The 26,156-nt window shown below is 49.2% G+C and carries 17 protein-coding genes; 5 read left to right on the top strand and 12 right to left on the bottom strand.

The features are described from left to right. Positions 1 to 6: 6 nt before the first annotated feature. The 3 genes from alaS to BLT51_RS07045 form a co-directional block, all read right to left on the bottom strand. Positions 7 to 2,676, bottom strand: coding sequence for an alanine--tRNA ligase (alaS, locus tag BLT51_RS07035; RefSeq protein WP_091281524.1), 2,670 nt, complete (start codon positions 2,674 to 2,676; stop codon positions 7 to 9). Positions 2,677 to 2,836: 160 nt separating this feature from the next. Further along, on the bottom strand, positions 2,837 to 3,457 hold the full coding sequence (gene rpsD / locus BLT51_RS07040) for a 30S ribosomal protein S4 (RefSeq protein WP_091281526.1): 621 nt from the start codon (positions 3,455 to 3,457) through the stop codon (positions 2,837 to 2,839). Between the two features lie 108 nt (positions 3,458 to 3,565). After that, a complete protein-coding gene (locus BLT51_RS07045; protein ID WP_231943931.1) occupies positions 3,566 to 4,894 on the bottom strand; it encodes a replication-associated recombination protein A in 1,329 nt (442 codons plus the stop codon). A gap of 96 nt (positions 4,895 to 4,990) precedes the next feature. Here BLT51_RS07045 and BLT51_RS07050 point away from each other — a divergent pair, with 96 nt between their 5' ends. Beyond that, complete coding sequence (locus BLT51_RS07050; RefSeq protein ID WP_091281527.1) at positions 4,991 to 7,420, top strand: MMPL family transporter; 2,430 nt, start codon at positions 4,991 to 4,993, stop codon at positions 7,418 to 7,420. On the opposite strand, the gene BLT51_RS07055 is transcribed toward BLT51_RS07050, so the two are convergent. From BLT51_RS07055 to aspS, 3 genes are all read right to left on the bottom strand, one after another. Further along, a complete protein-coding gene (locus BLT51_RS07055; protein ID WP_091281529.1) occupies positions 7,417 to 8,175 on the bottom strand; it encodes a GNAT family N-acetyltransferase in 759 nt (252 codons plus the stop codon). The genes BLT51_RS07050 and BLT51_RS07055 overlap by 4 nt on opposite strands. 15 nt (positions 8,176 to 8,190) lie before the next feature. Further along, positions 8,191 to 9,471, bottom strand: coding sequence for a L,D-transpeptidase family protein (locus tag BLT51_RS07060; protein ID WP_172801337.1), 1,281 nt, complete (start codon positions 9,469 to 9,471; stop codon positions 8,191 to 8,193). Between the two features lie 224 nt (positions 9,472 to 9,695). Continuing rightward, positions 9,696 to 11,513, bottom strand: coding sequence for an aspartate--tRNA ligase (gene aspS / locus BLT51_RS07065; RefSeq protein ID WP_091281533.1), 1,818 nt, complete (start codon positions 11,511 to 11,513; stop codon positions 9,696 to 9,698). A gap of 223 nt (positions 11,514 to 11,736) precedes the next feature. On the opposite strand from aspS, the gene BLT51_RS07070 reads away from it, so the two are divergent. Then, positions 11,737 to 13,125 (top strand): MFS transporter, encoded by a 1,389-nt coding sequence (locus BLT51_RS07070; RefSeq protein WP_091281536.1) that lies wholly within the window; start codon positions 11,737 to 11,739, stop codon positions 13,123 to 13,125. 148 nt (positions 13,126 to 13,273) lie between these two features. Then, complete coding sequence (locus BLT51_RS07075) at positions 13,274 to 15,175, top strand: DEAD/DEAH box helicase (protein ID WP_091281539.1); 1,902 nt, start codon at positions 13,274 to 13,276, stop codon at positions 15,173 to 15,175. An 81-nt stretch (positions 15,176 to 15,256) separates the two neighbouring features. Here BLT51_RS07075 and BLT51_RS09515 read toward each other — a convergent pair whose 3' ends face one another. From BLT51_RS09515 to BLT51_RS07105, 5 genes are all read right to left on the bottom strand, one after another. After that, on the bottom strand, positions 15,257 to 15,421 hold the full coding sequence (locus tag BLT51_RS09515) for an IS3 family transposase (RefSeq protein ID WP_157672957.1): 165 nt from the start codon (positions 15,419 to 15,421) through the stop codon (positions 15,257 to 15,259). Between the two features lie 830 nt (positions 15,422 to 16,251). Further along, positions 16,252 to 17,859 (bottom strand): GTPase, encoded by a 1,608-nt coding sequence (locus tag BLT51_RS07090; RefSeq protein ID WP_091281544.1) that lies wholly within the window; start codon positions 17,857 to 17,859, stop codon positions 16,252 to 16,254. Further along, positions 17,856 to 19,514 carry a GTPase domain-containing protein gene (locus BLT51_RS07095; RefSeq protein ID WP_157672958.1) on the bottom strand — a complete coding sequence of 553 codons (1,659 nt, stop codon included), beginning with the start codon at positions 19,512 to 19,514 and terminating at the stop codon, positions 17,856 to 17,858. The genes BLT51_RS07090 and BLT51_RS07095 overlap by 4 nt, the downstream gene beginning before the upstream one ends. 50 nt (positions 19,515 to 19,564) lie before the next feature. After that, entirely contained in the window at positions 19,565 to 20,893 is a 1,329-nt protein-coding gene (gene hisS / locus BLT51_RS07100; protein WP_091281549.1) for a histidine--tRNA ligase, read from the bottom strand. 66 nt (positions 20,894 to 20,959) lie between these two features. Beyond that, positions 20,960 to 21,682, bottom strand: coding sequence for an MBL fold metallo-hydrolase (locus tag BLT51_RS07105; RefSeq protein WP_091281593.1), 723 nt, complete (start codon positions 21,680 to 21,682; stop codon positions 20,960 to 20,962). 102 nt (positions 21,683 to 21,784) lie between these two features. Between BLT51_RS07105 and BLT51_RS07110 the strand changes: the two genes are divergently transcribed. Both BLT51_RS07110 and BLT51_RS07115 read left to right on the top strand, forming a co-directional pair. Next, complete coding sequence (locus tag BLT51_RS07110) at positions 21,785 to 23,113, top strand: DUF349 domain-containing protein (RefSeq protein ID WP_091281596.1); 1,329 nt, start codon at positions 21,785 to 21,787, stop codon at positions 23,111 to 23,113. Between the two features lie 99 nt (positions 23,114 to 23,212). Continuing rightward, positions 23,213 to 23,821, top strand: a complete 609-nt coding sequence (locus BLT51_RS07115) for a hypothetical protein (protein ID WP_091281599.1) — start codon at positions 23,213 to 23,215, stop codon at positions 23,819 to 23,821. Here the strand turns inward: BLT51_RS07115 and BLT51_RS07120 are convergent. Then, complete coding sequence (locus tag BLT51_RS07120; protein ID WP_091281602.1) at positions 23,745 to 26,063, bottom strand: RelA/SpoT family protein; 2,319 nt, start codon at positions 26,061 to 26,063, stop codon at positions 23,745 to 23,747. The two genes, BLT51_RS07115 and BLT51_RS07120, sit on opposite strands and share 77 nt — an antisense overlap. Positions 26,064 to 26,156 lie beyond the last annotated feature (93 nt).

A 26,156-nucleotide genomic window follows, 5' to 3' on the forward strand; every position in this document is an offset into this window, starting at 1 on the left:
GTCACCTTAGCGTTGCTGTATTGCAGATGCGATACCATCAAACGCTGCGTCAATCTTGCTAGCATCGGTACCACCGCCTTGAGCTATATCGGGCTTGCCGCCACCACCGCCACCAAGAATCTTTGCAGCTGTAGAAACAAGAGCACCTGCTTTAATGCCTAAGGAACGTGCTTCATCACTTGTCGCGATAACAATTGTTGGCCTTCCCTTGGCAACACCGGTTAGTGCCACCACTGACGGTGTTCGTCCTAACCGATCACGAAGATTCATCACTGCTACACGAACATCATCCGCAGAAGCAACGTCTCCCAGATTATGCGTGATAACCGTAACTCCGGCAATCTCCTTGCGTTTATCTAAAACAGATGCCAGTTGCGAAAGCATCTTTTCTTTCCGTAATTCTGCAAGTTCCTTATCCGCAGCTTTTAGACGTCCAAGAAGTGCATCAATATGCTCAGGCAACTCTTCCGGACGAACGTGAGTCAACGTTGAAAGCTGGGAAACAAGTGCACGTTCTCGGGCTTCAGCCGCATACGCACCTTGCCCCACCAACGCTTCGATTCGCCGTACACCAGAACCGATCGAGGATTCTCCTACCACACTTACTAAACCGAGAGCACCGGAAGCTGGAACATGGGTACCTGCACACAATTCACGAGACCAATCTCCGCCGATCGATACAACGCGTACCTCAGAACCATATTTTTCGCCAAAAAGCGCCATCGCACCTGAAGCACGTGCGGCATCAATACTCATGATTTCGTCGGTTACTGCAAGGTTTTCTTGCAATCGCTCGTTGACGCGCGATTCAATATTGCTAAGAATACTAGCTGGAACCTGTTGTCCATGGCGGAAATCGAAACGCAACCGTGAAGGCGAGTTCTCTGAACCAGCCTGTGTAGCCTCTTCTCCTAGATATTCATGCAACGCCTTATGCACCATGTGGGTCGCGGTATGTGCACGCGCAATCTGTTCTCTGCGCACTACATCAATGGCCGAATATACTGCATCATCTAGAGCAATGGAGCCTTCGGTTAGCGTGCCACGGTGAACGAAGAGTCCCTTAATAGGCATCTGAACATCTGTAACATCAACAATTCCCCCGCCGGCAACAGTAATACGGCCATGGTCTGCCAATTGACCACCTTGTTCAGCCCAAAATGGGGTCTGATCCAAAATGATATCAACCTGAGCTGGAGCCTCGACTGCACCAACGGATACACCGTCTTGCAGCAATCCAACAACTTTGCCATCTGCTAAATAATCGGTGTAACCGAGGAAACGAGTATCCCCACCATTGGCTTGGATCTCGTGGTAGACAGTGGCATCCACATGACCGGTTTTCTTCGCTTGTGCATCCGCACGAGCCCGGTCTTTCTGCTCTTGCATAAGACGCCGGAATCCCTTTTCATCAACTGATATCCCTTTTTCTGAAGCCATTTCCAAGGTCAAATCAATTGGGAATCCATAAGTATCGTGCAAAGTAAATGCAGCATCTCCAGGAAGCTGAGCTCCATCCTCTTTAGCTTTCGCAGCAGCCTGCTCAAAAATCTGGGTGCCTGCAGTCAATGTACGACGGAACGCCTGTTCTTCTCCATATGCAATCTGCGAGATCTGCGCAAAATTTTCTTCCAGCACCGGATACGAATCTTTCATCGCATCCTTGGTTACCGGAAGTAGCTGAGGGTAGGCGACATCGCTGTATCCGAGTAAACGCACTGAGCGAACCGCACGTCGAATCAAGCGTCGGAGGACGTATCCCCTACCATCATTACCAGGACGCACGCCATCGGCGATGAGCATCATCGAAGAACGAACGTGATCAGCGACCACACGCATGAGAATATCATCGTCTTCATTCTGCCCATAGGTCTTACCGGTAATTCTCTCAACTGCTTGAATTACCGGGTAAACTTCATCTGTTTCATACATATTGCTTTTACCTTGCAATAGGTAAGCAATACGTTCTAGACCGGCACCAGTATCAATAGCAGTTTGATCTAGTTCACCAAGAATTGGGAAGTTCTTTCCTTCGCCCTCACCTCGTAAGTACTGGTCGAATACAAGGTTCCAGATTTCGAGATAACGATCACCACCGGGATCAACATTTCCGCCGACGGCTTCAGGTCCGAACTCCGGACCACGATCATAATGGATCTCCGCACACGAACCAGCAGGCCCGGGCTGTCCAGTTGACCAGAAAATTTCCTCTCGAGTCAGTTTGACAATATGACGTGGATCGAGGCCGATCACTTTCGTCATATGTTCGAACGAGACTTCGTCTTCTTCCCAAATCGTTACCCACAGACGGTCTTTGTCGAGTCCGTACCCGCCTTCTTCAACCGACGACGTCAGCAAGCCGAATGCAAGATCCAACGCACCCTCTTTGAAGTAGTCTCCAAAAGAGAAATTGCCACACATCTGAAAGAACGTACCGTGACGAGTAGTTCGACCGACGTTATCTATGTCGTTTGTACGAATACATTTTTGTACCGAAGCTATACGAGGATATGGAGACTTTTCGGTACCGATAATATAAGGAGTAAACGGCACCATTCCAGCAATAGTAAACAGAATAGAAGGATCTGGAGATATGAGTGAAACTGACTCAGCGATATGGTGGCCATGCTTAGCAAAGTAATCCAACCAACGTTGACGAATCTCAGCAGTGCGCATAATGACAATTCCTTATAATTACGATGCCGCGGTTTACGGCGATACTAGCTAGTAGTTTACCGGTCATCCGGCTAGTGTTACAGATCTTAAGATGTGGTGGTATACACGGAATAAAAACGCGCCACGGCATGAACCATGGCGCGTTTTAAAATGCTTACGATCAGCGCGAGTAGAATTCGACGACCATCTGAACATCACAGGTGATCGGAACTTCCGCACGCTTTGGACGGCGGATCAATTCAAAGCGAAGCTTTTCAAGTTCAACCTTCATGTACTCTGGAACAGCTGGGAGCACTGAAGCATGCTGACCCTGAGCTGCAGCAAGGAATTGAGCAGATGCCTGCGAACGTGGCTTAACCTGAACGACCTGTCCTGGCTTTACCCGGAACGACGGGCGATCAACCAACTTGCCGTCAACGAGAATGTGACGGTGAACTACAACCTGACGAGCCTGTGCAATGGTACGTGCAAAACCAGCACGTAGAACAAGCGCATCAAGACGCATTTCGAGTAGCTCAACTAGGTTCTCACCAGACATACCCTCAATACGACGAGCTTCGTCCCAAACCTTGCGAAGCTGTGCCTCACGAATACCGTACTGTGCACGCAGGCGCTGCTTTTCCTTCAAACGAACTGAGTAGTCAGATTCCTTAACTCGGCCACGTCCATGCTCACCTGGACGGTAGGGACGACGCTGCATGTAACGCTCTGCCTTTGGGGTAAGAGCGAGACCTAGTGCGCGCGACTTGCGCACGAGTTTACGGGCACGATTAGTTGCCATTATTTTCTCCTGTCGATAAATTAGCACTCAGACTAATCTGAGCGGGGCCACCGCAACGGCTAAGACCCCAGGCGTTGCGATAAACGCAACCTGACAAGGATAGCACGTTCAACTCCTCAAAATCTTGTTAATACGCGCTAGCCGAGAGGTGATTTGAGCCTCGAAACCGCGTCCTGAGGGAACGTAATACTGTTTTTCTTCCAGCTCATCTGGTAGATAAACTTGCTTGACCACACCAGCTGGATCATCGTGGGGATAAATGTAATTAGTATTTTGGCTGACGCTCTTTGCAGCCACTCTAGATGCAGTCACACTCTGATCGCGTAAATGCGCTGGCACCTGTCCAATATTTCCGGCACGAACATCAGCGATTGCTTGGTTAATTGCGAGATAGGCCCGATTAGATTTAGGAGCAGTTGCTAAATGAACAACTGCTTCTGCAAGAATAATGCGTGCTTCCGGCATGCCGACCAAAGCTACCGCCTGCGCTGCTGCAGTTGCTGTTTGTAATGCTGATGGGTCTGCCATGCCTATATCCTCAGCCGCGCTAATCATTATTCTACGTGCAACGAACCTAGGGTCCTCCCCAGCTTCAAGCATTCGCGCCAAATAATGGATTGCAGCATCAACGTCTGAACCACGGATGGATTTTATAAATGCGGAGATAACATCGTAGTGCTGATCGCCATTTTTGTCGTATCTCACTGCGTGTACGTCAATCGCGTGTTCCACATCAGACAAAGCAATATGCCGATTACCAGCAGAACCAGCAGCTTCCAATATGGTCAATGCACGGCGACCATCTGCGCCCGCCAACCGTACGATATGATCACGTGCATCTGCTTCGAGGACAATGTGCCCGCCATAGCCGCGCTCATCGCGAACAGCACGATCCAATAGAGTCGCAATATTGTCTGAGCTTAATGGGCGTAAAGTAAGTAGGAGCGAGCGAGACAACAGCGGCGCAATGACCGAAAAACTAGGATTTTCTGTGGTCGCAGCAACTAGAATAACCCAACCGTTTTCAACAGCCGGAAGCAATGCATCTTGCTGGGACTTGGAAAACCGATGGACTTCGTCGATGAAAAGCACCGTCTCTTCACCATGCACTGCCAGCAAATTCCGGGCCTGTTCAATATTGGCCCGTACCTGGGAAACCCCAGCAGACACTGCCGAAATTTCTACAAAATGCCGATTACTTGACTGAGCAACCAGATAGGCCAGTGTGGTTTTTCCAATTCCTGGTGGCCCCCACAGGATAACCGAACTCGGCATACCTGTTGTGCCAGGCTCAATCAAGCGACGGAGGGGTTGCCCTTCGCCGAGTAAGTGCTCCTGCCCCACGACTTCCGCTATGCTTCTTGGACGCATACGCACTGCAAGCGGGGAATGCACGCTTTGTTGGTCCGCTACTGATGACGATTCAAAAAGATCCACGTCTCTAACCTTACCGAACCTAAATAAACAATTCGTCATTAGCATAAAGCTTGGAAGAAACCACCAGCTAAACGTAATTTGTGCCACAATAAAAGTATGTTTACGTGGTTGGGTCAAAAAGTTTCTTATAGGCCAAAAACAGTTATCGCACTGTGGGTCATTCTCGCATTAGTTGGGGCATTTGGAGCGTTGTCAGGATTCGGACAAGGTAACCTGTTAGCCCGAATGAATTCATCAGAATCCATGATCCCAGGTTCTGAATCAGACAAAGTACTCGAAGTTGCTGGCGCAGCAGGACAAGGCGAGAATATCGTTGTCCTCGTAGAGAACGTTTCAGCTGAGGAAGCAGAGTCCGAACTAGCAGATTTTCGCGCTGGCGTTCTAGATCTCCCCCATGTCACCAGTGTTAATGACCCTATCAACGTTAATAATCAATTTGTTGCTGAGCTCGACAAACAGCTCAAGTCTGCAGTGGAAGAAAGCATTGCAAATAACCAAACATTGATCGATACAGCCGTAGCGGTAGCACTTGAATCGTCACGCGATGTGCTATCTCAGGCGCGTGCGTTCGGTGGTGAACAGGCTGAACGCCAAGCTCGAGAAGCTATTATTTCCCAAGCTACAGATCAAGTACGGACAAAAATCTCTGAGAAAGTTACTACCGAAGCCAAACAACGGATGGCAGCATTGCAAAATCCATCCGATTCCTTCAAAAATGGACAGAACTTCGTTGCGGTTGTTCAGCTAGCTCCCGGACACTATCCAGAAACTGTAGCCGACGTCGATAAATCAGTAACTGATTTGCAAACCGGGCTTCGTACACATCACCCTGATGCAAAAGCCGGAGCGCTTTCGATGACTTTAGCCAAAGATGTCATCTTGGAACAAACTGCAGAAGATCTCGTCACTGGGGAAATAGTTGGTCTGCCAATCGCGCTTATCCTACTTATCATAGTTTTTGGCGGTATTATTGCTGCTGGTCTTCCGCTTGGTTCTGCACTAGTGTCCATAGCCATTGGTTTGGGCATGGTCTGGGGTCTAACCTTTATAACGAATGTTGACAATTTTATTCTCAACATTGTTTCTCTTATTGGACTCGCGCTCTCTATTGATTATGGTCTGCTAATAGTGTCCCGCTACCGAGAAGAGATCGCCAAAAGAGTTACCAGTTCAGAAGATCCATTGTTGCAAGAGCACGTTATTGAAGCAGTTCAAACAACAATTGCCTCGGCAGGACGTACTGTAGCTTTTTCTGCACTTACCATCGCATTTGCCATAAGCGGGCTTATGGTTATGAATGCTCCTATGCTGCGTATGATCGCTATCGGCGGAGTAATAGTTACGATACTCGCAGTTACAACCGCAGTAACGCTCGTCCCTGCACTGATTGTGGTGTCGGGTAAAAAACTTGCTCTACCGGCAAAACTTTCACAGTTACCGGTCATGCGGTCACTTTTTAAACTCGTTGGAGATTCAGCGTCCGATCGTGGCGCTTTTTCGGCGCTTGCCCGATGGGTTCATCGTTATCCGTGGCCAGTAATGGTCACAACACTGGTGATTCTGGCAGTGGTAGCCGCACCAATTTTCACTGTTTCATTGCGGTCGAACTTCATCGAGTATCTTCCAAGTGACTCACGTGAAAAAGAGGTCTCAGCAGTTATTGAACGCGACTTCCCCGACTTTGCTACCCCGTCTGGCACCATTCTTGCAGAAACAGACGAAAAATCAGCACTACCATTCGTGAAACAGATCGAAACAATTCCCGGAGTTACCCAGGTACATTCCCCTCAAGTTATCGACGACGGAGTACTTATCAATTTCAATGTCGATTCAGCCGATCCTGTAGGACCAGCAGTTACCAAGGTAGTACAACAAATACGTGACCTCGATACCAGTTACCCGCACTACGTTGGTGGTGCGGCCGCGCTCCAAATGGACTTCAACGCATCTAATAGAGTTGATGCCCCGTTGGCATTGGGCATCGTCGCTTTGGCAGTAATCCTCTTGCTCTTCTTTATGACTGGTTCTGTTGTAGCACCATTCACAGCACTAATTATCAATGGCCTATCGCTTCTCGCGGGGCTAGGAGGCGGAGCCTTCCTATTTAATAATGGATACTTGGGCCTCCCCCAAACCAACGGACTTGAAACTTTTGTAGTAGCATCCGCGATCGCATTTGGTTTTGGTTTAGCTATGGATTATGAGGTCTTTCTACTGGCGAGAATCAAAGAATTTTGGGACGACGGCGAATCCAACGACTTAGCTGTTGAACATGGATTGCAGCGTTCAGGCCGAATAATTACCTCCGCAGCAGCAATTATCGTTGCAGTCTTTATCGGATTCGTTTTCGGAGACCTAATTGCGGTAAAACAAATCGGAGTGGTTCTGGCAATTATCGTGATAGTTGACGCAACGATCGTGCGTTTACTATTAGTTCCAGCAACGATGACAATCCTCGGTAAATGGAACTGGTGGGCACCGCGCCCGCTAAGAAAACTACACAAGCGGTTTGGAATAAAGCACTAACCTAATTCTACAAAAGGTTCACGGCGTCCATGAATCAATGAGGCGCCGTGAGTCATTCCAATGCGTTCATATAGCTTACGTGCGGGGTTATTCCACGCCCACATGGTAAATTGCACTGTTTCTAAACTGGATAAAAGCTGATTAATTGCTCCCACCATTATCGCAGCAGCATAGCCTTTACCACGATACGCAGGTTTCGTCCCTAGACCGTGTAGATAGGCGTGCTCCGCAAAAGTGTCATAGCCAACAACAGCCACAATGGTGTCATTTTCTCGCAGAATGAACCATGATAACGATTCAAAGAAACTGTGCGCTTCGCTCAACGGATTCGACTCGTATAACACAGCTCTAATCTGAGAAGACATCGCTGCTAGTTCTAACGAGCCGTGAGGAAGATGCTCTACTCGTTGGACACCCGGCACCGGCAAAAGCTCTGATTCTGCATAATAAAAATCCCAGCCCCAGCCAAAAGACGGCCCAAAATAGTCCTTCATGTCGTCAGTTAAAGCAACATAAAGGCTCGTCGACATCAACGTCCACTCCGGCTGAGGAAATGAGCTACGAACTATTTCTAGCTGTTCGATCGATTGATCAATCTCGCCATAAATGGCTAAACTCAGTTTTCCACGATTCGACCCGTATAGGACAGCGCATCTTTCATCTTCATATGTATAAAATTGCTTTTCATCGCCCCACTCGTGGCGAACACACAATTGCCACACAGGAGTGTTGACGCCACTACCTCGAAACATCATCGTCGCACATGAGTATTAGTAATGCGAGAGGACGACCGTCCCTATGGGAGCCCAATCGAAGAGTGTGTGCGCATCATCAACTGACATATTCAGACATCCGTGGGAACCATGGTCTCCAGCATGATAACCAAAACTACTAAACCAGGGCGCCCCATGAATCGCATAGTCGCCATGAAAATACATAACCCATGGAACGTTAGGTACATTGTATGTACTTCCATCAAGATTCCGACCGGACATATTTTGTTGAGCGGTCTTATGCCAAACCTTGAATTCACCAGTAACTGTGGGAGTCTTGGTTGATCCAGGTACAAAAAGCGCTGGCCCACGAACTTGAGTAGCTCCTTCGTATCCGATCGCAGTGAAGTTTGAGAGATTGACATCAATCCATTTCTCCCCCTCAGCAGCAAGATATGGAAGATTCTCAGCTCCCGCAGCGACCACTTTTTCTTCCCAAGTTTTCTCACCTTCAGTCACCTCTGTGGCTGAAGCTGTAGGTTGACCGGCAATAAAATTGGTTGTAATTTGCTGAACAATTGAGTCGATATTCGAGACAGTTTTTTTACCTTGAGGTTCTGTTTTTACCTTAATAATTTCGCCAGCGGCATTCTTATAACGCATGCCCACTATGGCATCGGATTCAAGTGTTTTAGAAGACTCCGTGACCCATTTTGTCACGGCGTCTCGATCAATCTCTGGCTCACCATCAATAACTTTTATCCATGACGCTTTGGTGAGGGCATCTGCTGCTAAAGTCTCATTTCCAACCGCTAATGTTACTTCAGTTGAGACTATATCATTAGCTGTTTTTGCAATTTGTTTGAGCTCATCACTCGGATCCTTTGGGGATAGATCCGCTATGTTCACTTCGACTGGGATGGTTTTTTGAGCATGCGCAAGCACATTAGCAACGCGCTTAACTTCTTCTATTGGAACTCCCTGACCTTCTGTTCCAGGAACGACGACGAAGGTATCAGCTTTAAGCTCAACATGCGGATCCGTTGGAGGAGTAATTGATTCTTGGCCTTCAGTTAACGAGCGAGCAAACTTTTCAATTTTCTCATCATCTACGAACGCTAGTACAGGGTCTACAGACGGCTTCGTAAATACCGATGTCAAATAATCCCCGACAGAACGATGCTTAGTTAATGCAGCAGAGGTAGTTTTTGAAACGTCCAACGACGCGCCCAGGGTAGCTAAATTCGCAGTTACATCGTTAACACCCTGCCCGCCAATTTTTGCAGAAATAGTGCGTACATTAGATGTTAGCTTGGACTCGATTTCCGATTTGCTCATACCGCCGACGTTAAGATCGCCGATGTGTGTTTGAGGTAGCGCCCTGCCTGATATTGCAAAATAGCTTACATAGGTAACTATGGCTATCAAAATAACGCCACTTAGGCCTAAAGTTCCGAAGAGAGCCAACCGTTTTTTCGTCATCATTTACCTCGACATCAACCTGACTCTAGTGTGTGGTGCATCATTTCCGATACACCACACACTAGTAATTGAAAATGCTACTACTTTGTTTCAGCTTTCGCCATCGGAGTAGATTTCTTTGTCTCTTCCTTCTTCTTTGGCTTAGCGTCCACACCGGCCTCTTTACGTTGTTGCATCGTAATTGGAGCTGGAGCATCAGTCATCGGGTCCCAACCGTTGCCAATCTTCGGGAAGGCTATGACGTCACGAATGGAAGGTGCTTTAGTTAGCAAAGCAACGATACGGTCCCACCCAAAAGCAATTCCACCATGCGGTGGCGCACCGAACTTGAATGCATCAAGCAAGAATCCGAATTTCTCTTGTGCTTGCTCTGCGTTCAAGCCCATCACCTTAAACACACGCTCTTGGACATCCCGACGATGGATACGGATTGAACCGCCACCAATTTCGTTGCCGTTGCAGACAATGTCATAGGCGTACGCAAGAGCGTTACCTGGATCCTCGTCAAACTTATCCAGCCACTCTGGCTTTGGCGAGGTAAAGGCGTGATGGACAGCAGTCCATGCGCCGTCGGCGACGGCGACATCGCCTTCTGCTTCAGCCGCCTTTGTGCTCTTGAACAAAGGCGCGTCGACAACCCAGACAAAAGCCCAATCGTCATCATTAATAAGACCACAACGTTTACCAATTTCCAAACGTGCTGCACCTAGCAACTCACGTGATGCGCCCGGTTCTCCCGCGGCAAAGAAAATACAATCGCCATTACCAGCGCCGGTAGCTTCCAGCAATCCCGCACGTTCTGCATCGGAAATATTCTTAGCAACCGGACCGCCTACAGTACCGTCGTCGGCAATCGTGACGTACGCAAGACCTTTAGCACCGCGAGCTTTCGCCCACTCTTGCCACTTGTCAAAAGTACGTCGTGGCTGAGAAGCCCCACCAGGCATTACAACAGCACCAACATACTCGTTCTGGAAAACACGGAATGGCGTGTCCTTAAAGTAGTCCGTTAGATCAATCAGCTTTTGGCCGAACCGTAAATCTGGCTTATCCGAACCATAGTTCTCCATGGCGTCTTTGTAGGTCATGTGTGGGATCGGAGTGTCCAGCTTGTAGCCAATCAGGCCCCAAATCTCACGCAAAACATCTTCTGCCACAGCCATAACATCTTCTTGCTCAACAAAGCTCATTTCAACGTCGAGCTGAGTGAATTCTGGCTGACGGTCCGCACGGAAATCTTCATCGCGGTAGCATCGAGCAATCTGATAATAGCGTTCCATACCCGCAACCATGAGGAGCTGCTTAAAAAGCTGAGGTGACTGCGGTAGCGCATACCATGATCCAGGAGCCAAACGGGCTGGGACAATAAAGTCACGAGCGCCTTCTGGCGTAGACCGGATCAGAGTCGGGGTTTCAACTTCAACGAAGTCATACCCATCAAGCACTCGGCGTGCTGCCTGCGATACCTTAGCACGCAACCGGATTGCATGCTGTTCATAGGAACGACGAAGATCCAAATAACGATACTTAAGTCGAGTTTCTTCATTAACTGAGCCGGCGTCTTCTGCTGCATCAGATACTTGGAATGGTAGTGGAGCTGATGGGTTAAGTACCTCTACCTCAGTTGCTTCAACTTCAACATCACCAGTCGGAATAGCAGCGTTAGCGTTACCTTCCGGACGAGCAATGACGGTACCAGTAACTTTCAGAACGTATTCGGAGCGCAATTCATGCGCAACCTCCGCACGAATTGTCACCTGTGCAATACCCGAAGCATCGCGCAAATCGATGAACGCGATGCCACCGTGATCACGACGACGATCAACCCATCCGGTTAGCGTAACTGTCGATCCGATATCTTCTTTTCGCAGGGAACCTGCCATACGAGTGCGTAACACGCAATCCTCATTTCTCTACTCATTAATCTTCATCCGCGAGACGAGCGGACTACAGCACATCGCGAGACGGGCGATGCGCACGGTTTCTACTTTACTCCTGCTTCCCGCTCTATTAGTTGGACAATTTACGGGGTTTATATCACGATTTCACTAGTGAGGACTTGGCATAAATCACGTTTAACTTAGCCGGTGCTCCACCTATCTGCGATGAAGGTGTGCCAAGATGAAAGCTATGACGAGTGTACCGATGGAAAATAATGAAGTGCCTGTTTCTCGCAATCTCGAGCGTTGGATCCTGATTCTTGCGATTGTGTTTATTTCACTGGCAGCCTTCCAGACAATGGCAGCTACGACCGCGATGCCATATATTGTGGAGATTCTGGGAGGAAAACATCTGTATGCTCTGGCGGCTGGTATCGTGTTCGCTGCCCAGCTGATGACAACAGCACTTGCCGGCCCCTGGGTTGATGCCCGCGGCCCTAAACCGTCATTCTTTACCGGCGCCACGTTAGCACTAGTCGGGCTTACCATAGCTGCGCTAGCTCCTAATATCGAGATGATTGTCGTAGGCAGAGCGCTACAAGGTTTTGGCTCCGGACTTCTAGTTGTTCCGCTATACGTATTAGTCGGTAATTTTATTTCCAAAGAACGACAGCCTCGCTATTTCGCAGCCTTCGCTACCGCGTGGGTCATTCCGGCTCTTGTTGGACCTTTCCTAGCTGGCTTGTTAGTTGAATATCTCTCATGGCGTTGGGTATTTGGTTTTACCCCAATTGTTTTCTTCTTTATCATGCCACTGGCTTGGACCAAGTTTAAAGAGTTGCCGGCGCACAAAAATCGCCAACCTATCCGTGCACTAAATGTTTTCTACCTTGCTTCGGGAGCCAGTGTCGGTATTGCAGCGCTCTTGGTGGCTTCTTCCAACAAAGGACAACCAGATCTCAAAACATTGGCTCTTTTAACAATCGGAATCGTCCTAGTGACAGTTTTTGCTCCATTGCTTCTGCCAGAGGGAACATTCCGTGCTCAACGTGGAGTACCATCGGCAGTTCTTCTACGTGGCACTGCAAACGGCTGTTTAATGGCAGTGGAGATCTATCTTCCACTGATTTTGAAAGAGATTCACGGCTGGTCTGCAACTCGCGCTGGTTTTGTTCTAACGATGTCAGCAGTCTCGTGGGCTCTCGCCTCACAGTTACAAGGCCGAATCACGGATGAACGACGACGTAATCGTATTCCATACATCGGTGTTGCTATGCAGCTCATCGGTACGCTAATTGTCTTCCCTGCTGTTTTACCTTCAGTCACGGGAATTGTCGTGCTTATCGGATGGTTCATCGCCGGTTTCGGGCTTGGTTACCTCTACCCAGCACTTACCGTTCATGCTCTTGCACTGACTCCGCTCCAACGCCATGGAGAAGTCTCCGCTGCACTGCAAATTGCTGACACCCTAGGAGCCGCATTCTTGATCGGATTAGCTGGTATTGCTTATGCTCTGTCCGCTGGCTTAGGTACCTTCAGCTACGGTATCCCGATCTTACTGATCATCATCATACTTTTTGGCGCTGTTGCTCTTACCAATCGCATCCAGCCCGCTGACAACGTGGGATAACACACGGTAAGGGATATCACCGCGAACATTAGCCCACGGCAAGCTCGGAACCGTTAGAGTAGATGGTGCGCAAGTCTTGCGCCTGGCCCGCTAGTGTTTGCATGGGGATTTTCCGCGGGCTTAACCGATCTACGTTTGGAATTTCTACATGGCTAATGCCACTACTTTTGCTGATCTCAATCTACCTGAAGACTTACTCTCGGCTGTAACCGATCTTGGGTATACCACTCCTACTGCTATTCAAGAGCAAGCCATTCCGCTTCTTCTCGAAGGCCGTGACGTTCTTGGTGTCGCACAAACCGGCACTGGTAAAACAGCTGCTTTTGCACTTCCAATGCTTGCGCATGTTGATGCAAATAACCGCCACGTTCAAGCACTCGTACTAGCTCCGACTCGCGAACTAGCACTCCAAGGCGCAGATGCGATTGAGACGTTCGCTGCGCAAACCGGCGGTCTCGACGTCGTCGCCGTCTACGGCGGTTCAGCTTACGGCCCGCAACTAGGAGCTCTACGTGATGGCGCTCAAGTTGTTGTCGGCACCCCTGGACGCGTTATGGACATGATTGACCGCGGCGCGCTTGACCTGTCAACAATTCGTTATTTCGTTTTGGACGAAGCGGATGAAATGTTACGCATGGGTTTCGCCGAAGACGTTGAAAAAATTGCCTCTGACTTACCCGCAGAACGTATTTCCGCATTATTCTCTGCAACTATGCCAAAGCAAATCCGCTTTGTTGCAGAAAAGCATTTGAACAACCCGGCTGAGGTTCAGGTATCATCTCCGAGCTCAACAGTTGACACGATTACCCAAACCTACGCAGTTGTCCCGTCACGCCATAAAGTCGGCGCCTTAGCACGCGTTTTAGCAACAACTGAAGCCGATGCAGCGTTGGTCTTTGTGCGCACACGCGCAACAGCTGAAGACCTTGCGATTGAACTAACCACGCGTGGCGTACAAGCAGCCGCGCTATCAGGTGATGTAGCACAAAAAGACCGTGAAAAATTGGTAGACCGGTTACGACATGGCTCTATTGACGTTCTCGTTGCAACTGACGTTGCTGCGCGTGGTCTCGACGTCGAACGTATTGGCCTTGTGGTTAATTTTGATATTCCGCGCGAAGTCGAAACCTATGTACACCGTATTGGACGTACTGGCCGTGCTGGCCGCGAAGGAACTGCGTTGTCGTTCGTTACACCAAAGGAAAAGCAACGTCTGCGTCGCATCGAAAAAGTCACTCACACCCGGATGAAGGAAGTCGAGCTACCGACCCCTGCTGAAGTTTCTGGTTTACGTGCACGTAAGTTGTTGGCATCAGCGGTTGAACGCCATGCTGTTGGACGTTTGCATGTTTACGATGAAATTATTGCTGAGTTTATTGCAGCTCAAGAAGACGCTCAAAGTGACGGCATGGAATTGCTTACCCTAGCTGATTTAGTAGCTTCGCTACTGGCACTTGGTGTTCGCGATCCAGGTCCACAATCCAGCGACGAACCCGATAAGCTAACCGTCGGTTTCTCCGGCGACGACGATAGTCGAGACCGTCGGGGACGACGCGATGATCGAAGTCGTCGTGACGATCGTGGCCGACGTAGTGATCGTCGAGATCACGGTGGCTTCGATGAACCTGGTACTACCTATCGAGTCGAAGTGGGACGCCGTGACGGAGTGGCTCCAGGTGCCATTGTTGGCGCGATGACAAACGAAGGTGGTCTGCGAGGCTCGCAACTTGGCAAGATCGATATCTTCCCTTCGTTCTCTCTAGTCCACGTCAGCGATAAACTTGATAGTGCAACTATGGGTCGTATTGCTAAGGCACGTGTTTCTGGCCGTACTTTGGATATCACTGTAGATTCTGGTCCTCGTGGTGGACATCGGTCTTTCGATGACAGCGACGAAGCTGGCTTGCGGAAATACCGCGCTGATCGGAAGTTTGGTGAAGAACGTTCATCACGCCGTCAGTCCCAACCGGATCGCCGTGGTTCATTCAAGAAGCAACATCGTAAGGGTGGCTGGAAGAGTGACCGTCGGTCATTCCATGATGCTTACTAAGAAGTAAAAACTGTAAGGAGAGGGGCCAAGCTACCTGAACTGCTCCCCAGATGTTGGACAGTTTTAATCGTATCCTACTCGTTAGGCTGCAAGGGCTTGATTTCGGTATTCAATCGGGGTCAGGCCCTTGAGTCGTTCTTGGATACGGTTGTTGTTATACCAGGTAATGTATTGGTCGAGTTGGTCAAGCTGGTTACGCCACGATACATGCTGGTAATGAAATCCTTGATCAGTATGAACAATCAATCCTGGCTGAGGTTTTTCCTTGGCGATAGTCTTGGACTAAAGAAGTAGCTGTGAAAGCTGTTGTGGGATGAAAAGCATGCGTGGCAGCGATAATGGCCCCATCGAACAAGTCGATAATGGGTGAGAAATAGACTTTCTTGCCACATACTCGGAGCTTGAGTGACATCCGAGACCCATTGACGGATCGACTTCCGTGACACCAAAGTCACGGTTAACCGCCAACCATCTTTCATTAACGCTAACCGGATACGCCGGTGACCATATCGGCCATGTGCTTGATGGTAATAGAATGTTGAGCGAGCAATCCCGGCAATACGTAGTAAGTCACTAAAGCGATAGCGGGACTTGAGATCTGCCACGACCCGGGTCCGGGTTAGTGCTCGTTGTTCATCAACTCCCTTAATGCTTTTAGGTAAGCATTTTCCGCTTCTAAGTACTCTAAACGGCGTTTGAGCTGATCGAGCTCACTAACTGGCCGGGGTTGATGTGGATCTTTTCTTGGTCGACCCTTTAGGCGAGGACGTAACCCGTCTACTCCTTTGCCCCGATAGATCCGAACCCATTTCTCTAACAGTTTTGATGAGGACAAGTCTGCCATGAACACGCCACCTCTCCCATAGATTCTCTGCAGTTCTCACCCCAACACCCACATGCTTGCTAGCAGCATAGGCACCAAACCCAGCCTCAAACAACGAAACCAACTGCTCACGCTGGTACGCACTAGCCCTACTCGAAGCCAACATAAAACTACCCCCCTGAAAGAAGGAACCCAATCAACAAGTCCAACTTTCAGGGAGCAGTTCAACCAGCTTGGCCCCTCTCCTATGCCTTCATGACTTTATAGTCATGAGTTCTTTGCATTCGTGTACGACTTTACGATATTGCTCAATATCGTGCGCTAACGGCTCCAATAGTCCTTCGGTAAGATCTTGCTGGAAAGCAGCGGATAGACGAGATTGGATACGGCGTTCGGTTTTAGTTTGGCCACGGCGAATGAATACTTGGGATATCAGGGAAAGCACCCAGCCTAAAGCAGTACCACTCACTACCATAACCAACGGTAATGGAAAAATCCCGATCATCGGGGGCCGGTCGAGCCAGATTCCCATATTCACGGCAATAGCCCGAGCAATAAGCCATACCACACCAGTCAAGACGCCAGTCATCAGTAACCATTGGATGAAATTGACGATTCTCCACCATGCAGGGCGACGATTGTTTTCTAGTTCGGTATGGGAACTGACGTAGTCGGCACGCCGGACAATATCAGTTACCGGATTAATCGAGTTGGTCATGATGTCATTGGCCCACCGTCGTGGCATATGCTCAGTAGCCGCAGCGAGGTATCGGTGATATTCGTTGTCAGCTTGTTGCAAAGCAACGTCCGATCTTGAGATGCCAGTAACTGGGGCAAGATTTTGCTCATCTTTTCCAGAGCCAAGCCGGAATCGCTGAAGCGGATCCATGTTCAGCATTGAAATCCACCGGGTAACCGGCCAACGAGTAGCCTTTTTAGCACGGAAAGTATAGGATTCGCCAGCTAAGCGAGCAACTACCGGTGCACCTGCTGCCCGAAGCGCCGCATCAACGAATGGAGTTGTGTCAGGTTGCGGGACATCGTCGAGTTGTCCCCCTTGAGATTCAAAATCTTGTGTAATGCGCTGTCCAGTCACACGCAAATCAGCGGCTAACTTATCAATAAAAGTCTTCTTAGACATTACTAGCTGTGACAGCTTGTCACGTAGCTCCGCTATGCCAGTACCAGTTTGTGCGGAAGCGACCGTAACGTCAGGTACCACATTATGCGCATCTAAAATCTGTTTTAGCGAGCTTAGGATCTCGCTCTTTTCGCTAGCCACCAGTTTGTCCGCCTGGTTCAGTACAACGAGCATCGTGCCGGAGTGTTCACTTCGTTGTGCCAAATAATCATCGTGAACAACACTGTCAGCATACTTTTGCGGATCAACAACCCACACCACAACATCTGCACGCTTAATAATCGAAGTAGCAAGGGTCCGATTTCCGGCAGATGTGGAATCAATATCGGGTAAGTCAACAAGGACGAACGGAGCACTTGCCCTGAAAACATCATGCAACTGTGGCCGGTCATAACGATTTGTCGCCCCCACCCACTGGATGAGTCCATTATCAGAATGCTCAGACATAGCCGAGATAGCTGTTGCGTGGGAGGTTGTTGGGCGAGTCGCTGCTACTGGCAACAATTTTTCGTTAATCAATGCATTGACAATCGAAGATTTACCGGCGCCAGTAGGTCCGGCGAAAGCGATAACTGTCACCTCGGAAGAAAGATTATGCCTCTCATTGATACGCACAAGGTTCTCGTGGGCCAATGCGCTGGTATCTGGCGATAGGTACGGATCTGCCGTATCAACGATATCCGCTAGAAGTTCTACGCCAGATTCAACTGACAGACTCATGATGTCCTCTCTTTGTTATGGACATGGCGAAGTTCAGTAGTTACTTGAGCAAGGGAATGCTCAATTGTCGGATCCAGAGATAGCTCATGCAAGGCTCGCCGATATTCTTCTATATTTGCCTCAATAAACGACGCAGCAAGTTCGTGTAAGGAGGCAGTTGCTTGCTTTGTCATCCGACGAACAGCGTCGTCACCAAAAACTGCTTCCAGTACTCGCTGCGCCACCACAGCAGTACCTCCAGCAATCGCGACTTCTCCCCCAGCTAGTCCTGCAGTTGCGGAGAAAACTGTGATCATGAGTGCAACGCCTACGGCATTGACCCCTAACGCCAAGAAGCGAGCGGTTGTCTTTTTACTGCTACTTTCGGCAGAAATAAGATCATACAATTCTTCTTGCCACTGCCGCACAATCGTTGCTGCTTCTTCATGACGTTGTTCGCTTGTATAGCTGATCTGCGGTGTATCTATCAATCCAGCACGTTGCCAAGCTGTCGATATCTGCAAAATCGCGGCTTCACTTTGTGAAATGAGAAGTGTTTGTACACCTTCTTCTATAGCCGCGACAGCTTCTTTATCATTGGTACGGCCCGTGAACCAGTTTGTTACTCGATCCCGGAATCTACTGACGCCGTCTTCTAGGACACGCGTCCATGTCCCAGTACCGACAATATCCTGCCAGCGTGCAAGAACTTCACCGCGTAATAACAATCCGTTCCGCAGTGCCCGGTCAATTCCGCCCAGTGCCTCCTCGCACGCATGGTCAATATCCCACTGCAAAGATTCTTGCGCTTCGATTTGTTCTTGGTAAGAATCATGGATAGTTGACAACGATTGCGTAAGGTTAGCTACCGCGCCCGATAGCGTTTGACGAACTACTGCGGAACGCGCTGCCGAATCGCGAGTAAGGGCAGTGAGCCAATCACGCAACGAGGCAACGTCGTCGTCGCGAATAAAACCGAGCTCATCAAACTCTTGTTCCGATATGACAAAAAGCGGTGCGCTCCCCAGCCCACGGGAGTTCAGCCGACGAACCAAATCCGGCCGAACTTCGGCACCTTGGCCACGTGGCACCCGGTTAAGGACAATCGCAACAACGATATTCCGCTCTGCTGCTTCGTCCAGAAGTGCCCACGGAATAGCATCTGCATAACGCGCTGCCGTGGTAACAAAAACCCACAGATCGGCAGCGGCTAAGAGTTGCGCCGCTAGCTCCCGATTTTCCTTCGCGACAGAATCAATGTCCGGCGAATCAATTAAGGCTAGCCCCGAAGCTAATGTTTCCGTAGCATGGAGCGAAATATGTTTTTGGGCCTGCTTGTGAACGGTGGTGCCATGCACTCGTTGTAACTCTGGCAGAATCCGGTCATCGTCAAACCAGAGTTCGTCTGCGGGGTTAAACATCAGCATTGGTTGGCGAGTGGTTGGACGCACAGCCGACGCTGGTGCAACATGTTCGCGAACCAGGGAATTAATGAGTGTCGATTTACCAGAACCAGTAGAACCACCGATCACTGCCAATATGGGTGCATCCATATTGCGGTACCGCGGAATCAGATAGTCGTCAAGCTGGTGGATTGCATCTATTAATAGATCGTTTCCCGCTTCAGCATGGGTGGTTGGTAACGGGAATTTTACCGTCTCCAATACATCCCTCACGGCTTTCAGACTACCTGAGACCTCGAAATGATCGGTGGAATCTACCATCGTCAGTTTTCCTCTGCTCTAAGAATCGGCCGAAGATCCTGTGCTGGTGGCTCCCACGTTGAGGTATCTGCAGAAGTTTGTTCCCCAGAACGGATGTCCTTTACTTGTTCACCGTCTTCAGTTGAGAACCATACGAATGGAATACCGCGACGATCTGCGTACCGAATCTGCCTCCCGAATTTTGCAGACGACGGCGAAACTTCGGTGGCAATCCCCCGAGCCCGCAATTCGAATGCCGTTTTCTCTGCATGTGGCCGCTCTGTTTCATCATTAACTGCAACTAGCACAGCAGTAGGAACCTTGCGGCTTGGAGTAACAACGTTTTTGCCAATAATCCGAGCCAAAATACGCGAAACCCCGATAGAAAGACCGACGCCCGGGAATGTGCGTTTGCCGTCCGAAACGAGCGAATCGTAACGCCCACCAGAACAAACCGAACCTAGATCTTCATGTCCTTCCATCACTGATTCGTAGACTGAACCAGTGTAGTAATCTAAGCCGCGTGCGATCTTCAGATCTGCAACAACCGAACCTGGGATCAAGGCATTAGCGCCTTCGACTAGAGCGACGAGTTCGTTCAGACCTTCATCGAGCAAATCAGATGACAGTCCGAATGACGCAATTTTATCTGCGAATGATGCGTCGGCACTTTGAATTTGTGCTAGTTCTAGAGTCAAGCGTGCCTGATCCGGAGTGGCATTGACGTCCCGAGCCAAAAGCTCAGCTACGATCTCCGGTCCAACTTTGTCTAGCTTGTCAACGATTCGTAGCGTTTGCTCAACGTCTTCAATACCGATCGCTTCATAGAATCCTTGCGCAACTTTGCGATTCGAAGCGTGGATACGCACCCGCGGAATAGGGAGCTTCGATAACGCATCAACCATGACTAGTGGCAATTCGATTTCGTGGTGGAAGGCCAACGTATCTTGACCGACGACGTCGACATCCGCCTGGATAAATTCTCTAAATCGACCGTCTTGTGGACGTTCACCACGCCACACTTTTTGGATCTGGTAACGCCGGAATGGGAAGTCCAGATGCCCGGCATTTTCTAGCACGTACCGGGCAAGTGGCACAGTTAAATCGAAGTGTAAGCCGAGTTCATCCTTATCGTTTCCTTCACCGGCTTGGAGACGACGTAACAAATAAATCTCTTTCGAGGTTTCCCCTTTAGAAAGTAGACGCTCTACTGGCTCCACTGCGCGAGTTTCGATAGATGAAAATGCATGCAGTTCGAAGGTGCGACGCAGGGTGTCTAATACTTCTTGCTCGACCAGCCGACCAGCCGGGAGCCATTCCGGAAATCCAGATAACGGTGCAATTTTAGCCATACCTATTATTCTCCCACGAAATGATAACGAAAATGGAATTTAACAGTGAGTTTGTGATAAATGTTCTCAGCTCATCGCGGCGTGCAAGAACGGCGAATGCCGAGTTTCATGGAACATCATCGTATGTGGGCCATGACCTGGGAAAATATATGTCTCCGGGCGGATAACCTGTACCAAGAAACGCAGAGTGGACGCCATTTGATATTCATCCCCGCCCGGCATATCGGTCCGACCGATCCCGCCATTAAAAATCACATCTCCAGCAAGCATGAAAGATTCATTACGGCCTGTTGGCATTATGACCGAATACGGCACATTAGTTACTTGGCCTTCGCACAAAAATACCGTAGAGCCTTCTGTATGCCCCGGAGCCGGAACGGCTCGAAATAGAATTCCAGGCACTAGCTCAACGGACTGGGAGAAAATCTCTGCCGGCAACAACTGCATATTCTTCGGCTTCGTCCAATGGCCTCCCATACGTTCCAAGGCAAGACTACGCCCGGCATCAGCAGGCAGGTGCGCATCTGGTTCTTCCATCCGATATGAATCAGGTTGCGCGATGTACACCGGCTTGTCACCAGCAATTTTTGCACTATCCCAGACGTGGTCTGGATGCCCATGAGTAAGGAGGACAGCGCCAAGTGTCAGGCCATGTTCAGTCAACATATCATTGACCCAGACATGACTACCTGCACCTGGATCGGCAACGATCGCCACCCGTGCGTCGTTGTCAGCTAAAATGTAAGTGTTCTCTTGTAAGAAGGTTTGGTCGTATCGCAAAAATAACATATCTTAACCGTACCGGAACACAAGCAAAAAGACGTCGATTAGGCGTAAACTAAAGTTACGTATGACAACGAGAACGGTCTACCCCGTCTGAAGGAGACTCTCATGACTGATAAGAATCCCACCCCAACCCCACGCGCAGTCGCTCACCCGAAACCAGCGACCGCGCCTGTTCCACCAGTAGATGAAGCGCAAGCGATCCATGCCGCTACCTTCGGCCGGATTGATAACGAAAGAAACGTCTGGCTTAAAGAGGCCGATGGCAGTGAGCGAATTGTTGGCCAGTATGCCGCAGGTGGCTCAGAAAAAGATGCGTTGGAACTTTATGTCCGGCGTTTCCTTGATCTCCAAGCCCAAGTAACCCTCCTTGAGACGCGCATTTCTCACATCTCCCCCGAAGAAGCTCACCAGTCGCTCAAGACGCTGCATGAGCAGCTCATTGAGCCTGCGGTAGTAGGCGATGTGGCTTCGTTAATCGCTCGAGCTGCTAAGCTTGATGAACTTGCCGAACAACGCAAGCAAGAAGTTGCCGCTGAACGAGCTGTCGCGAAAGAGCAAGCGTTAGCAGAACGCACTGCCATTGTTGAAAAGGCAGAAGCACTCGCTAACCAAGATCCTGCACGGACACACTGGAAGAACTCGCGTCAAGAGCTCACTGATTTGCTTGAGGCTTGGAAGACTTCGCAACGTACCGGCGCCCGAATCGACCGACCAACCGAAGAAAGCTTGTGGAAGCGTTTTTCATCTGCACGTACGCAGTTTGATCGCCATCGTCGTCAATACTTCTCTGAGCGCGACGCTGCTTTGAAAATTATTGTTGCTCGTAAAGAAGAGCTCATTGCCGAAGCTGAAACTCTTGCAACTTCAACCGATTGGGGTGCGACTGCTGGTCGGTTCCGTGATCTCATGGATGAGTGGAAAGCTGCCGGACGCTCAATTAAAAAGGAAGATGACCGACTCTGGGAACGTTTCCGGTTAGCACAGCAAGCTTTCTTCGATGCCCGCTCGGCTCACAACTCAGCTCTAGACGAAGAGTTCGGTGCTAATCTCACGGCAAAACTTGCGTTACTTGAGGAAGCTGAGAAGCTCGTCCCAGTCCAAGATATCGATTATGCTAAAGATCAAATTCGATCAATTGGCGAACGTTGGGATGCTATCGGTCGAGTACCTCGAGCAGATATTGCCCGTACCGAAGGCCGCTTACGCGACATCGAGCGTGCAATCCGCGATGCTGAATCTGAACAGTGGCGTAAGTCTGATCCGGATAAGAAGGAACGTAGCAACGGTATGGCTGCTCAGCTAGAAGCACTCATTGCTGAACTTGAGTCAGATATTGAGAAAGCTACCGCAGCCGGAAACGATAAGAAGCTCAAGGAACTCAATGTAGCTCTCGAAGCGCGTAAAGCGTGGCTCGCTGCCGTTTTAGCTGAATAAAATTACTAGCTTAACGCAAGCAACCTATGAGTGTTGGCGGGTATCCACAGGTGTGGATACCCGCCAACACTCATTTTATGATCATGGTTTGCTAGTTGTATGTTCTCAATAATTGCCAGTCCAAACAACCTTTTTGAACGCCATCAATGCGAGGTTTTATCAAATGAAGGCTGCCTTACCCAGCTGGCAAATATTGGCTGGGTAGCTTGTGATCAGATAGCCACAGTTGCACAACGTATCGGTATACTTAATGCGATATATGGCACCGATATTATCGTGTCACATGTGGGAGCTTATTGGGTTTACACTGGCAAAACAACAAACGAGCTATCGCGTTCGCTCCACGTTTACCGGTCTACTAATCAGCGTCAAGGGCGACTGCCAAGAAAAAAATTTCCAGAGCAAGACCTAGTCACAATTAAATGTGTCACAGTTACATCATTGGAACGGACAGCAATCGACCTGCTCCAGCACGATCTAGCCACTGGCATAGAAGCGCTACTTAATCTTCTTCGTCAAGGCGCATCTTACGAAAAAATCATTTCTCGTGCCCAACAGCTTAAAAGAGTTCCAGGGATGAAACAAGTACGCGCGTTACTCTGTCAGCTTCCATCAGACATTATTGACCGTGCTAGTTCGCATTTCGCCGAGGAATCGGAGTTTGCGCAGCACGCTGAAGCCGAGCATCATCCTTCTTATTACCCGTGATCCGGTAGGCATCATAAACGCCTTCAATTTTCCGCAATTCACGCAAAACTCGTTCCAAGTGATGCGGATCAGCCATTTCAAATGTGAAAGAAGATTTGGCTACCCGATCGGACGATGTATTTATCGTTCCAGCTATCATGTTGACGTCATGTTCAGCTAACGCGCGCGATATATCAGCTAGCAAACCACGTCGATCTAGTGCCTCGATTTGCACTTGTACAAGATAAACTGCGTCAGCTTCGCTATCCCAAGCAATATCAATAAAACGATCTGGCTCCCGTTTTAAGGAATCGACATTGGGGCAATCAGCACGGTGGACAGAAATGCCCTTGCCACGCGTCACAAATCCCACGATTTCGTCTGGAGGCACCGGAGTACAACATTTAGCAAGCTTTACAAGGACATCTGTATCTTCAATGGAAGCAACGATAACAGCCGAAGATCCATTGCCTTCAGAGCGATGTTGAATCCGGGTAGGAGTAACTGCCTCTGCCATCGATTCTTCAGCGCCAATATTGCCACCTTGCGAAGCAATCAGGCGTCGAACAACAGATTCAGCAGATACTGCTCCTTCGCCTATCGCTGCATAGAGGTCGTTGACATCTGTGCGATTGAGATCTTGAGCGATCGCTTTCAAAGTTTCATGGCTCATCAACCGTTGTACAGGCTCATTACGACGGCGAATTGCCCGAGCAAGCTTGTCTTTGCCGATATCCGAATTCTCTTCCTTGCGAGAACGCGAATACCACTGCTTAATCTTGGACCGGGCACGTGCGGTAGCAACAAACTCGCTCCATCCTTGAGATGGCGCCGCATCTTCCGATTTAGACGTAATGATTTCGACGGTATCGCCAGATTGTAGTTCATGATCCAGAGTTACTAACCGATCATTAACTTTTGCGCCAACAGTTCGGTATCCAACTTCGGTGTGGACAGCAAAGGCAAAATCAACTGGAGTGGAACCAGCTGGCAACTCTTTTACCTCCCCTGCCGGGGTAAATACATATACCTTATTCTTCGACATTTCATAGCGAAGCGAATCTAGGAATTCGGATGGATCAGCAGTGTCACGTTGCCAATCAACGAGTTGTCGTAACCATTCGAGTTGAGTATCTTCCTGGCTGGTTGGCTGATCACCCGATTTTGCATTAGGATTCTCTTTGTAACGCCAATGCGCTGCAACCCCATATTCGGCTCGTCGATGCATTTCATGTGTACGAATCTGAATCTCGACTGTACGGCCTGCAGGCCCCATCACGGTCGTGTGAATAGATTGATATAGGTTGAATTTAGGCGAAGCGATATAGTCTTTAATCCGGCCTTGAATGGGTGTATAAGCAGAGTTGGCCACACCTAGAGCTGTGTAACAGTCCTGAACTTCATTAACGAGTACTCGCACCCCAACCAGATCATAAATATCTTCGAAATCGCGTCCGCGAAGAATCATTTTTTGGTAGATAGAATAATAATGTTTCGGACGCCCAGTAATCGTACATTTGACGTTGGCTTTACTAAGTTCTCGCTTTAGCGTTGCTTTGACTTCTTCAATAAAGCGCTCACGTTCGGGAGCACGTTCACGAACCATGCGTTCGATTTCCGAATACACAGCCGGGTACAGAATCCGGAATGATAGGTCTTCTAGTTCCCACTTAATCGAATTCATGCCTAGTCGGTGAGCTAGCGGAGCAAAAATCTCAAGCGTTTCACGGGCTTTACGCTGTGCCGATGATTGTGAGACAAACCGCCAAGTCCGGGCATTATGAAGACGATCTCCGAGCTTAATTAAAAGTACACGAATATCTTTAGCCATGGCGATAATCATTTTACGTACAGTCTCCGCCGCTGCAGCTTCGCCATAATTAACCTTTTCGAGTTTAGTCACACCATCGACTAATAATGCGACGGTGGGACCGAACTCTGCGGAAAGTTCTTCAATGGTATAAGGAGTATCTTCAACTGTGTCATGGAGCAAGGCCGCTACGAGAGTATCTTCATCAAGGCCGAGTTCGGCAAGAATAGTCGCTACTGCGACCGGATGCGTAATGTAGGGTTCCCCTGACTTACGGTTAACACCCCGATGTAACTTTTCAGCAACTTCATACGCGTGGATAAGACGATCAATATCCATTAACCTCGTAGCTTCAATGCTCATCATAGGTTCAAGAATGGTGGGAACAGTAACTTTCTTCCCAAGCCACGACAACCGAGACCGCACGCGCGGAACATGTGAATGAGATGACATCTCAGTACCTCCTGACCCTGATTATTAATTCATTTTACCGTATTTTTAAAGATATATATAAGGAGGAGAGATAGCCTTTGGCTATCTCTCCTC

Origin of the sequence: Arcanobacterium phocae (assembly GCF_900105865.1) — a bacterium.
Classification (GTDB): Bacteria; Actinomycetota; Actinomycetes; order Actinomycetales; family Actinomycetaceae; genus Arcanobacterium; species Arcanobacterium phocae.